This is a genomic window from Pedobacter sp. UYP1 (genome assembly GCF_040547305.1).
GTDB lineage: Bacteria > Bacteroidota > Bacteroidia > Sphingobacteriales > Sphingobacteriaceae > Pedobacter.
The window spans coordinates 16,846-29,734 of the sequence record NZ_JBEPPL010000026.1 but is presented as its reverse complement, the minus strand read 5'-3'; the positions used below and the strand labels follow the sequence as shown (position 1 = coordinate 29,734).

Sequence of the window (12,889 nt, the reverse complement as noted above, 5' to 3'; positions counted from 1 at the left end):
TCCTATTGTAAACTAAGGGCAGGAAATTGTAATAAACTAGGTAAACATAAATTAGTAATCTACTTTCTACTGTAAACTAATCTCAGTATAGGACAATACGGACTTCAAACGGAGTTGATACGGGGTTGATACGGCTCGAAGCGTTTCAACCCCGTATCAACTCCGTTTAAAGTCCGTTACAACCTGCTGGAGAACACAGCCAGTAACTTGCCTGAAACATCAGAAAACAGGGGCACAACATTTCCCATTCACTCTAGCACCGTCTCAATGTCGTTCTAACCCACTACAGTGGCACTTTTCTTCCGAAGTGTACTAGAATCACTTGACCTCATAGGTTATTCTACCGCTTTTACTTTACTTCATCACCTGTTACCGTACTAATTTCATCTGCGCATACCCCATAAAAAAACTACCCTATCTTCTCCGGAATTACCTTTCTCCGCATCAAAGGCTTTCAAACCCATCTCAAACCATTGTTATACAACCAATAAAATCTGGTTAAACAATTACCACTCACCTCCGCAAACAAAAGGAAATAACACCTATCCCCTTTTCAAAACAAACCAAAATCACCTCAAATATCAATTCAAACCCTATTCAGCACCTTACTTCTCCTTTTTCCACTTATACTATTCTATATACAAACACTATATTTATGTATACATACACTATATATACTCAACAAAAACTCTCCTAACCACATCTAAATCAATTTTCACAGTATTTAGATTTTATTCTTAAATTTGCAGCTGTTAAACGCCGTTTGCAGCGGTATCAATTTTTTATGGAAAAATTCAATACAATACTATATTACTGCTATAGTCCTATAGCAGATGCAGAGCAATTTGCTGCCGATCACCTTAAATTTTGTAAATCATTAGGTCTTGTCGGGCGGATCATCGTTGCTGACGAAGGTTTAAACGGAACAGTTTCAGGTACAGAAACTGCTTGTAAAGCTTATATGGAAGCAGTTCATGCAGATGAACGCTTTGCAAAGACAGAATTTAAGATCGATGAAGTTCCAGAACCTTCTTTTATCAAAATGCACTGCCGTTATAAATCTGAGATCGTACACTCCGGTTTAAGAGATACAAGTATTATCAATCCTAATGAACAGACAGGGAAACATCTTGAACCCGCAGCATTTAAAGAAATGATTGATCAGGAAGATGTAATCATCCTGGATGTGCGTTCAAATTACGAACACAGCCTTGGCAGGTTCAAAAATGCCATTACATTGGATATTGATAACTTCAGAGAGTTTCCGGACAAAATAAACGAACTCGCTCAGTACAAAGACAAAAAAGTACTTACCTACTGTACAGGAGGAATTAAATGTGAAAAAGCCTCTGCCCTATTGCTTCACCACGGCTTTAATGATGTTTATCAATTACATGGCGGTATTATCAAATATGGTAAAGAAGCAGGTGGAGAAGACTTCGAAGGAAAATGCTATGTATTTGATAATCGTATAGCCGTAGATGTAAACTCAGTAAACCCCATTATAGTATCAAAATGCTATAACTGTGGAACAACTACTGCAAAAATGATCAACTGTGCTAATCCTGAATGTAATGAGCACATTACCCAGTGCGATGAATGCGGCACAAAACTAGAAGGATGCTGCTCTGCTGCCTGTGTAACCAATCCACGCCGTCGCCCTTACGACGGAACAGGATACTACGTAAAAGTTCCTCAGCAAGTAAATGTTGCTGTAAAATAAAATCACATCCAATTTAGTGTGACTGATTATCATTCAGAATTTTAATCAGTCACATTAATCATACTCCATTTTATAACCTTAAATATTTTATTAGATTTGATATCAGGAGCCTGCTTGAATTTCGGGCAGCTTATAAATCCTGGCTATATAAAATTGTCAAATCATACACAAAACAATCAGGGGATACTTTTACAGCAACTTATTGCTGGAGATGAAAGTGGTTTTGCCGGCTTATACGACCTGTATAACCGCCCTATATATAACTTTATCATTAAATTTGTGCACTCTGTCCCCCTGGCAGAAGATCTTACACAAGAGGTTTTTATTAAAATATGGGAAAACAGACTTTACCTTCAGGGCGTAAAATCATTCAAAGCTTATTTGTATACCGTTGCCCGTAACCATACATTGAATAGTCTTAAAGTTGTTTTTCGTTCGGAAGCAGCTATTGGAGAAGTTATCAATAGTTTCATTGACACCAGAAGCGAGGTAGAAGAAGATATATTACACAAAGAATATCTTGAATTTTTAAAGAAAACAATGGATTCACTTCCAGAACGCACGCGTCAGATCTTCAAACTTTGCCGTGAACAGGAAAAAACTTATGATGAAGTTGCCAAATCTTTAAACATTTCCCGGAATGCAGTAAAAAATCACATGGTTCAATCGATGAAACTATTAAGTTCTTCTATCAAAAAAGAATTCGGCATATCTTTAACCTTGTTCATGATCATTTTAGATGGCATTCGATAGTAAAAGCATTTAGCATAAGATAAAAACTCTTTTTTTTGAAATTTCTGCTACCCTGTCACTTCTTTTTATTGTCTTAGTAATAAGTGTCAGTAAATATGAATGAAGACTACCTCAGAAAATTAGTTAAAAGATACCTTGATAAAAAATCAACAGACGAAGAGCTGGAGGTTTTCGTATACCTGATGAAGCAGGGTAAGCTTGATCCTTATATCAAGGAGGAAATGGATACCACGATTCAACAGGTCACTGCCGAAGATAGCCTTCAGCCGGATACGGCTATCAAAAGGAAAAACTACTTCATTCCCTATTTAAAAATTGCAGCCAGTATCTTACTCGTTTCTGGCTTACTGACCGTTATTTACTTTTATAAAAATAAACAGGCCGCAACCAACATCGTCAGTATCAAAAATCGTACTGGCATAATTTTCAAACAAGTTTTACCTGATGGATCTCAAGTATGGCTAAATCCAAATGCCAGCTTAAGTTTTCCTTCAAAATTTGGTCAGCTCCGTGAAGTAACCATGCAGGGAGAAGCATTTTTTAATGTAACTAAAGACCATAAACATCCTTTCCAGATCACCAGTGGCCAGGTATTAACCAAAGTTTGGGGAACAAGTTTCCGTATCCGGTCTATCCCTGGCGAAAACAATACCAAAGTAACTGTGCTCACTGGCAAGGTATCAGTCAGTATTCCAGAGAACAATCAAACAACATCGGAGAACAGTTCAGTAACACTGGAAAGAACCTCCAGCAAATCAAAGAAAACAGAGGAAATCATGCTCCTTCCGCAGCAGGAAGCTACTTATCAAAAGGTAGCGCGTCATCTATTAAAGACACCAGTATCTGCAGATTTAACCATGTGGCATAACGTCAGCCTGTCTTTCGAGAATGAAACAATTGAAAATGTAACCCGTATTTTAAGCAAGCACTATCACCTGCAAATACAAGCAGAGGGTATACAACTCAACCAATATCGATTAACCGCCGATTTTACAGATAAAAATCTTGCAGACATTCTATTCCTCATTTGCAGATCAGTACATACGACTTATGTGAGGGATGAGCATAAAATTACCTTAAAAAACTAAACTCAACCACAACCTAACCAAAATCCAGAACCACTATGCAGAAATAAAAGCCCCATAAATTTTCAGAAAAAAGGAACAGAAGTGTTCATACCACTCCTGTCCATAATAAAAATTCCCTGACTGATAGAACGTCTTACCCGCTCTAAAGGGGAATTATTTGTCTCATTTGTTCAAAAGAAACAATCAAATTTATGAATTTAATTTTACAAGACCGTATTGGCTTATTTAAAATTATGAAAGTCACCTTGAGTCAATTAGCCATTGTACTTGCTCTTTCAGGCGCTTCTTACGCCGAAAACAGCAAAGCTCAGGATGTTGTATTAGACCGGTCCATTAATATTTCTGTAAAAAACAGAAGTCTGGAAACCGTGTTAAAGAAAGTAACTTCAATTACTTCAGTCAAGTTTATTTACAGTAAGGACTTTGTCAATACAGACGCCGTAGTCTCCATTGACGCGAAAAATAAGTCGCTTAGAAATATACTGAATGACTTACTCACTAAATACAACATCCGATATGAGATCATTAATGGGGATATTTTACTGGAAGTACAACCAGCTCAGTCCTCATCCTCCGAAAAACAGGGCGATTCCAATCAGCAGCTGATCACTGGAACAGTAACCAGCAATACTGGAGAATCTTTACCTGGAGTAAGCGTATTTATTAAAGGAACCAAACAAGGAACAAATACTGATGGTTCAGGAAAGTACGTCATTAAAGTACCTGATGCTAACGCTATCCTTGTTTTTGAATACATGGGCTATGTTCATAAAGAAGTCCCTGTTTCCGGAAAATCAGTTGTCAATGTTATCTTAACTGAAGACGCCCATCAGCTGGGAGAAGTTGTAGTTACCGCTTTAGGGATTAAACGTTCTGCCAAAGAACTTGGTTATGCGACACAACAAGTCAATGCAAAGGATCTTACCCAAAGCAGACCTACAAATCTTGCAGCCGGATTATCAGGAAAAGTAGCAGGACTACAAATTGTACAGACCAATAATCAGATCGATGCCGGGGACCAGATCAGAGTTGTGCTCAGAGGAAACAGATCTTTCCAGGGTAGCAACCAGGCTTTATTGGTATTGGACGGTGTAGTAGTTCCGTTAAGTTATTTGAATTCTATCAATCCAAATGATGTTGACAATGTGAACATCCTGAAAGGAGCGAATGCAGCAGCCTTATATGGTTCTGAAGCTTCTAATGGGGTAATGATTGTCAGCACAAAACATGGTGTTAAAGATCAGACGCAGATTACCTATACCAATACGACACAATTAAACCAGCTGGCCTATTTCCCAAAAATGCAAACACAGTTTGGTGGTGGATCAGGACAGGATGTTTACGGATTTCCTCAGTATACACCTATTGAAAACCAGAATTTCGGAGATCGCTTTGATGGCAGTTTACGTCCAATAGGACGCACGCTACCAGATGGCTCTATACAGACGGTTCCTTATTCTAATTTATCTGACGAAAAGAAAAAGTTCTTTCAAACTGGAATTGATGAGCAGAATGACCTGAGTTATAGTACTGGAAATGATAAAGGATCAACCTATATCAATGTGCAGCGTGTGAACAGCAAAGGTTATGTACCTGGTGATTTTGCCAACCGTACTGCTGCAAGGTTTAATGGAACACGTATCTACAACAAATTAAAAATAGACTATACGTTAAACTATACACAAAAGAATTATGATAAGTCTTATTCACAGATTTATAATAATATTATTAATACACCAGCAAATATCCCGCTTACTCAATATAAGGATATCAACTCTGTCTACGGGAGTTTAGACAACTATTTTAATGATTATGGGTTGAATCCATATTTCTATCTGCAACAACAACGCAACAATGAACGCAGAGATGATTTATTAGGTAATCTATCTTTATCTTATGATGTGGCCCCATGGCTGAATTTAACTGCAAGAGCTGGAATTACTACTTTCACTAAAAACGGTAAGTATATCAAAAAAGCAGTAAATTATTCTGATTTTGCACATGACAGTGGTAAGTCCATTGCAAACCCTCAAAGCTCTCCTGCTACTGAATCTGACTATTCTAATTTTAATAGCCGGATGGAAGGAAACTTCATGGCTACTTTCAAAAAGAAAGTTTCAGATTTCAATTTCACCTTAATTGCAGGTACACAAACCATTCAAAAATCTATACGTGACTTATCAGCCGGAACCGACTTTTTAGTTATCCCAGATTTTTATAACGTAGGTTACCGTGCAGGTGATGCCAATGTTGGAGAGACAAGCAGAAAAGACAGACAGCTTGCTGCTTTCGGAGATTTAACTGTAGGATATAAAGACTATTTATTCCTGCATGCTTCGGGCCGTAATGATTGGGATTCAAGACTGGCACCAGAAAACCGTTCTTTCTTTTATCCTTCGGCAGATCTTTCCTTCGTCTTTACTGATGCCTTCAAATCACTTAAAGAAAGTAAGATCCTTTCTTATGGTAAAATCCGCGGAGGTATAGCAAAAGTATATGCGGTACAATTCGATCCGTATTCTCTGGAAGCTACATTTGACGTCGGCTCTGGATTTCCTTACGGAAGTACTGCGGGTTACAGCGTAGGTGGTACAGTTTACGCACCTGATTTAAAACCAGAACAAACGGTATCTACGGAGATTGGTTTAGAATTAGGTTTCTTCAACAACAGGATTACGATGGAAACCTCTGCGTATTGGGAAACAACCAAAGATCAGGAAATTCTGAAAGGGATCAACATTTCAAGTGCAACAGGTTTTACCAATGCAATTATCAATACAGGATCTGGAAAAAACAAAGGGGTGGAACTCTCTCTGAAAGGTTCACCATTTGTGAGCCAGAACGGACGTGGAATAACCTGGAACCTTGGCGTAAACTATTCTTACAATACCAACAAAGCAGTTGAGCTTTACCAGGGATTACCAAATCTGAGCATTGGTAACAATAACTATATTGTTAAAGATCAACCCTACCCTGTTTTAATGGGGAATGGTTTTGCTACAGATCCACAAGGCAGAACCATTGTAGATCCGGGAACTGGTTTTCCAAAGTTAAGCCAGACTAATATTCTTTTTGGACAAACAACCCCCAAAAACATCCTTGGTATTAGCTCCAGCTTAAGTTATCATAATTTCACACTATCAGGAACAGCCGAATACCGTAGTGGAAGTGTAGTGTATAGCGGTGCGGGTAGTACGATGGATTTCTCGGGGATCAGTTATGGTTCTGCCACTAACGGACGTGAACGTTTTGTATATCCTAATTCAGTGATCGAAACTTCTCCGGGTGTTTTCGTTCCCAATACAAATATCACCACCAGAACTGGTGGAATTGACTACTGGGCGGGTTCAACTACACGTTACGGGGTGATGCAAAATTATGTGACCAGTGCAGCTTTCTGGAAAATCCGCGAGCTCTCTATAGGTTATGAGATCCCTGCAAAATTATTGGAACGTACTCATTTTATTAAAAGAGCAAATTTCGCTTTAGTAGGCAGAAACCTATTTATGTTCAGACCAAAAAGCAATATGTACAGTGATCCGGAATACAATGCAACCACTGATAATGCACAAGGCTCAAACGACCTGAATCAAACTCCGCCAACACGTATTTATGGCTTTACCGCTACTATAACTCTTTAAACTATGCAGAAGCTTAAAAATAAATCAGCCTTAATTGGCATCGCAGCCTTGCTTCTTTTAGGAGCTTGCAAAAAAAGTTACCTTGATATTAATACCAATGTAAATAAACCGACCGATGTAACTCCGGGACTGGTTTTAACCAATGCCTTAAATTCAACAGCAAAGAATACAACTGGATCTATTAATTTCTACCAGTTCGCTTCCACATGGATTGGTTATTGGAATTATAGTGGTGCAGTATCTGCTTTTGCTGAAGAACGCAGTTATCAATTTACCACCAACTACGGCGTGCTTACAAGTATCTGGGCTAACTTATATCATAACCTGGAAGATTATGACTACGTAGAAAAAAAAGGCACTGCAATTAATAACCAATTCTATATTGCGGTAGCAAAAACTATGAAGGTCTATGATTTTCAAAATTTAGTAGATATATATGGCAATATCCCTTATAGCCAGGCCTTGAAATCGACAGCAGTGATCAGGCCGGGTTACGATAAAGCACAGGATATCTATGAAGACATGGCTAAAAAACTGGATACTGCAGCAAATATGTTTAAAGCAAACGCCGGAAAGGTTTCTTCAGCAGACGGCGCTTTTGATATTATGTATAAAGGAGACGCTGGCAAGTGGGGAAAATTTGCAAACACCTTGAAATTACGTCTTTTGCTCCGTCAATCTGAGATCCCAGGCAGAGAAACTTATATCCGTGCAGAAATTGCAAAGATTACTGCCAATGGTTTAGGTTATATCGGAGTTGGGGAAACGGGTTCAGTAAATCCGGGATACAATAACTCGGCAGGCAAGCAAAATCCTTTCTGGGCGACCTTCGGTTATTCACCATTGGGCAAAACTGCGCCTACTGATAACCACCGTTATTATATCGCCAGTGAGTATGCGCTTAACTTTTACCAGAATAACAATGATCCAAGACTTGGCAAACTCTATACCACGATTAATGATGGTAAAGGCACCACTTATTCGGGCAGCCCATTTGGCCCGACTGCAAATTCGGGGGATAACCCGGAGTTCAAATCAGCCATAGGAACAGGTTTACTAAAGGGTGCAGATATGGGACAGCCTTTACTCACTGATGTGGAATCCTTTTTCTTACAGGCCGAAGCCGCACAACGTACTTACATCAATGGCAATACCCGCACTTTGTATGAATCTGCTGTTCAGCAATCCTTCGCTTATCTGGGCGCTGATAATGTAAGCACTTATCTTAAAAGTGATGTTGCAAACTGGGATGTCGCGGCTGATAAACTGAAATTGATTATGATCCAGAAATGGGCAGGAATGAATGGGCTGAACGATATGGAAAGCTGGGCTGATTACCGCCGATTGAATATCCCTGCCGATATTCCTATTTCAAACAATCCGGCAGCATCGGTTCGTAAAGTTCCTGTACGTTTATTATATCCCCAAAGCGAGTATAATTATAACCCTGATAATGTGTTAAGCCAGGGAACGATCAGCCAGTTTACTTCCAGAATATTCTGGGACATTAATTAACAGGGTATTTAATTTTATTTATAAAACAAGATGAACAAAATATCACGCTATACCTTTCTGATTGGAGCTGTAATGATCAGTTCTTTTTCTGCCTGCCTGAAGGATACCTCGCAGCCGGATTTTTCTAAAAACAGTCCGATTATTGAATTACCAATCGGGTCTTCTAACGCAAATGGTTCCGGGAATACAATTGATGCTGCATTTACGCAGGATGAAGTGCCTTCGGATTACTTTGTCAATGTAAATTATGCTGCCCCTGATGCAAACCCGCAGGATGTAACTGTAACACTCAGCGTAGATGGCACAGCTGTGGATAAATATAATAAGGCAAATGACAAAAACTATACGTTGCTACCTGCTGCTGGTTATACTTTAGCTTCTAATAAAGTTGTGATTCCTGCCGGACAGCGTAAAGTTCAGTTTCCAATTAAGATCAATACACAGAATTTAGATCCGACAGTGACTTATGCTTTACCGATTACCATCACAGATGGCGGCGGTTTTACGGTGAGTGGTAATTTCGGCACGTTAATTACCGTGATTAAACTAAAAAACAAATGGGATGGTGTTTATACAGTTACCGGAACGATGAATGATACTGTGAATCCTTTACTGACAGGTTCTTATCCAAGAACATTCCAACTGATTACTCAAGGCCCGTATACGGTAGCGATTTATGATCCGGGTAATAATGCATTTGCACATGCTATTTTAAACAATGGCGGTAATAGTACCTATGGTAGTTTCAGCCCGATTTTTACGATTGATCCGGCCACCAATATGATAACCAGTACAGTAAATTATCATGGCCAAACAGCACCAAACGGGCGTTCTGCAAAGTTAGACCCAACAGGAGAAAACAAGTTCGTGATGTCTGCGAATGGCAAAGTCCCTGTAAGTTTAAAAACGAAATATATCCTGGTACAGGATGGAACTGACCGGACTTTCTTTGACGAAAGCTGGACTTTCAAATCTGCCAGATAATACGATCAGCATAAAAAGGGTGATCCCCCTTCTTTTGAAAAGCGCCGGTTTAAATTTAAACCGGCGCTTTCGTTTATAGATAAATATGCTTTAATGTGGTGTAAACGCAGGCCGGAAAGGAAAATCACAGGTGTTGTGTTCGATTTTATAAAGGGAAACTAATTTTTAATGTATAATTTGCGGCTTCTAAATAATTGAGCATCCATTTTATAAATGAAAATCCGTTATCTACTGAATTCCCTGTTGTTCCTGTGTTTTATTTTAACAGGTACGTCCCTGAAGGCAACACAAATAAAGAGTATTGGTGTTCCTTATGTTCAGAATTTCCCAAAGTCAGTCTACCTATCTGGAAATCAGAATTGGGCTATCGCTAAAGATGCCCAGGGAATCATGTATTTTGGTAATACACAAGGTCTGCTTACTTATGATGGTAAATACTGGCAGCAATACCAATTACCTAACCGCCAGATTGTACGTTCAGTAGCCACTGATTCCAAAGGAAAGGTTTATACTGGTGGATTTGGTGAATTTGGTTATTGGTCTACACAAAACAAGAAGTTAACTTATACTTCATTGGTGAAACTGATTCCTAAAACGGGTCAGCTTTCTGACGAGATCTGGAAAATTATTGTGGATGGCAGAAGAATCATCTTTCAGTCTTTCACTACGATTTATATATATGAGAACAACAAAATAAGCCAGATCAAAGGACAGGGCTCATTTTTATTCCTGCACCATGTAGGCAGCAGATTTTTAATTGAAATTTTAGATAAAGGGATATTCGAGCTGAAAGGAAATAGTTTAACGCCACTTCCACATACAGACTTGACTAGTCCAAAAAATATCATGACGATTCTTCCTTATAAAAATGGAAGTATGCTGATTGGTACCAGTAAAGATGGTTTATTCATCTATAATGGTTCGACTTTCACGCCTTTTAATATCCCTGCCAATGATTTCCTCAAAACATTCCAGCTCAATAATGGCAGCAGAATAAACAATCAGTATTATGCTTTTGGTACTATCCTGAATGGAATCATCCTGATTGATCAGGAAGGAAATATTGTACAGCAGATTAATAAGTCGAGAGGTTTACAGAACAATACGGTATTAAGTGTCTTCACTGATAATGAGCAGAATCTCTGGGCAGGGCTGGATAATGGGATTGACAGAGTTGAATTGAACTCCCCGCTTTACTTTTATCTGGATAAAGCCGGACAGTTTGGGACAGTCTATTCCAGTTTGATTTACAATAATAATATATATCTGGGTACAAATCAAGGTCTGTTTTACAGTCCGTGGGTTCCTGGAAATGGCAAAAACTTCAATAGCTTTGACTTCAGACTCGTTCCCAATTCGCAGGGACAGGTATGGGATCTGAGCGTATTGGATGGTCAGCTGATTATGGGCCACAATGTGGGCAGTTTTAAAGTAAACGGTAATCAGCTTGAAAAGATTTCCAGCAATAGTGGAGGCTGGACTATTAAAAAGTTAAATAGTAATCCCAATTACCTGATTCAGGGAACATATAATGGCCTTGTTTTATATCAGAAAGATGCAAATGGGCAATGGAAGTATTTTACTAAAATCCAGAAATTTGAAGAACCTTCCCGTTATGTAGAACAGGATTCCAGGGGAGACATCTGGGTAAGTCATGCTTATAAAGGTCTATACAAGCTTACCCTAAGTCCTGATTTTAAAAGGGTGATTAAAACTCATTATTACGATGAAAGTAATGGCCTTCCCGGCAATTACAATATCAATCTGTTTACCTTAGAGAATAAACTGGTTTTCTCTTCTGATGCTGGTTTTATGCTCTATGATGAAATCAGCAATCGTTTCACACCCTATAAGGAGTTAAACAAAGGACTGGGAAGTTTTGCCAATTCGAATAAGATTATCAATGCTGGTGTCAAGAAATATTGGTTTATCAACCATGGAAAAACAGCAATGGTCGATTTTAGTGAGCCGGGTAAATTGAACATAGACTCTAACCGGCTGAGTTTACTGGACGGCAGAATGGTTCAGTATTATGAAAACATCAGTCCGATCAGTAATACCATGCACTTGGTTAGTGTAGACGATGGCTTTGTAATTTATGATGCAATAGCAGGTAATGACCATGGAAAGAAAACCGTTTTACCGGCAGTACTGATCAGAAAAGTAGAGGATGTAACTGATGCTTATAAAACAATCAGTGAAAATGGGAATAGTGGTTCGGAAGTAGAAATCCCTTTCAAAAGGAACAATATCAGGATCTCCTTTTCGCTTCCTTATTACAGACAGGCAAAAATCAAATTCCAGTATTACCTGGAAGGTTATTCTAACCAGTGGTCTGAGTGGAGCCCTTCGTCTGCGAAAGACTTTACAAACCTGGGTAAAGGAAGTTACCGGTTCCTGGTCCGTGCTAAAATCAATGATGAACTGGTGAGTAAAGTCAGTGTGTTTGAGTTTACAGTCCTCCCTCCTTTTTATGCGAGCAACTGGGCTTTCGCACTCTATGTATTATTGATTATTTTACTGTTTGTACTGGCTAAGAAACAATATCAGCTAAAGCTGCGCAAAGATCATGATGAGATCCTGGCTAAAGTGGAGTTGGAAAAAGAGATTTTCCTGAAAAAAGAGGCAGAAGAAAGAGAGAAACAACTCAGCATTATTCAAACTGAAAGACTACAAACAGAACTGAAAAGTAAAAACAGGGAATTGGCAAATTCGGCCATGAGCCTGGTTTATAAAAACGAGTTATTACAAAAGCTTAGTCAGGAGATGATCAAGCTGAAAGACGAGAAAGGTAAGGCCCTTGCGGATGACCAGTTCAGAAAAATCCAGAAGGTTATTGATGAAGGAATGAATGATGAAAGGGACTGGAATTTATTCGAGACCAGCTTCAACGAGGCGCATGGAAGTTTCTTCAAAAAGCTGAAAGCAAGTCACCCGGATCTGGTTCCGAACGACCTTAAATTATGCGCCTATCTGCACATGAATATGAGCAGTAAAGAAATGGCTTCTTTATTGAACATTTCATTAAGAGGGGTTGAAATCCGGAGATACAGGCTGCGCAAGAAGCTGAATATACCACACGACAAGAACCTTGCAGAGTTCTTTATGGAGCTTTAGCACTACATCATTACTACACAAAGCCTAAAAAACGTTTTAAATACATCTATTCTTCTTTTCGACATATC

Annotated in this window: 7 protein-coding genes; all 7 read left to right on the top strand. The window is 38.8% G+C overall.

Annotation, left to right across the window (positions count from 1 at the left end; genetic code table 11):
* The first annotated feature begins 784 nt into the window (after window positions 1-784).
* The 7 genes from trhO to ABIB30_RS26690 all read left to right on the top strand — a co-directional run bounded on the left by trhO (window position 785) and on the right by ABIB30_RS26690 (window position 12,821).
* The gene (trhO, locus tag ABIB30_RS26720) at window positions 785-1,723 is read left to right on the top strand and encodes an oxygen-dependent tRNA uridine(34) hydroxylase TrhO (RefSeq protein ID WP_354306074.1); all 939 of its coding nucleotides are present in this window, start codon (window positions 785-787) and stop codon (window positions 1,721-1,723) included.
* Between the two features lie 153 nt (window positions 1,724-1,876).
* On the top strand, window positions 1,877-2,476 hold the full coding sequence (locus ABIB30_RS26715; RefSeq protein WP_354306073.1) for an RNA polymerase sigma factor: 600 nt from the start codon (window positions 1,877-1,879) through the stop codon (window positions 2,474-2,476).
* Window positions 2,477-2,571: 95 nt separating this feature from the next.
* Complete coding sequence (locus ABIB30_RS26710) at window positions 2,572-3,564, top strand: FecR family protein (protein WP_354306072.1); 993 nt, start codon at window positions 2,572-2,574, stop codon at window positions 3,562-3,564.
* Window positions 3,565-3,755: 191 nt separating this feature from the next.
* A complete protein-coding gene (locus tag ABIB30_RS26705) occupies window positions 3,756-7,205 on the top strand; it encodes a SusC/RagA family TonB-linked outer membrane protein (RefSeq protein ID WP_354306071.1) in 3,450 nt (1,149 codons plus the stop codon).
* A gap of 3 nt (window positions 7,206-7,208) precedes the next feature.
* Window positions 7,209-8,720, top strand: a complete 1,512-nt coding sequence (locus ABIB30_RS26700) for a SusD/RagB family nutrient-binding outer membrane lipoprotein (RefSeq protein ID WP_354306070.1) — start codon at window positions 7,209-7,211, stop codon at window positions 8,718-8,720.
* 30 nt (window positions 8,721-8,750) lie between these two features.
* Window positions 8,751-9,704 (top strand): DUF1735 domain-containing protein, encoded by a 954-nt coding sequence (locus ABIB30_RS26695; protein ID WP_354306069.1) that lies wholly within the window; start codon window positions 8,751-8,753, stop codon window positions 9,702-9,704.
* A 213-nt stretch (window positions 9,705-9,917) separates the two neighbouring features.
* On the top strand, window positions 9,918-12,821 hold the full coding sequence (locus tag ABIB30_RS26690; RefSeq protein ID WP_354306068.1) for a ligand-binding sensor domain-containing protein: 2,904 nt from the start codon (window positions 9,918-9,920) through the stop codon (window positions 12,819-12,821).
* The last annotated feature ends 68 nt before the right edge of the window (window positions 12,822-12,889 follow it).

What these genes read in the sequence shown, in the direction of transcription:
- ABIB30_RS26705 (WP_354306071.1), top strand. Translation starts at nt 3,756, where the DNA reads ATGAATTTAATTTTACAAGACCGTATTGGCTTATTTAAAATTATGAAA.
- ABIB30_RS26710 (WP_354306072.1), top strand. Translation starts at nt 2,572, where the DNA reads ATGAATGAAGACTACCTCAGAAAATTAGTTAAAAGATACCTTGATAAA.
- ABIB30_RS26700 (WP_354306070.1), top strand. Translation starts at nt 7,209, where the DNA reads ATGCAGAAGCTTAAAAATAAATCAGCCTTAATTGGCATCGCAGCCTTG.
- ABIB30_RS26695 (WP_354306069.1), top strand. Translation starts at nt 8,751, where the DNA reads ATGAACAAAATATCACGCTATACCTTTCTGATTGGAGCTGTAATGATC.
- trhO (WP_354306074.1), top strand. Translation starts at nt 785, where the DNA reads ATGGAAAAATTCAATACAATACTATATTACTGCTATAGTCCTATAGCA.
- ABIB30_RS26690 (WP_354306068.1), top strand. Translation starts at nt 9,918, where the DNA reads ATGAAAATCCGTTATCTACTGAATTCCCTGTTGTTCCTGTGTTTTATT.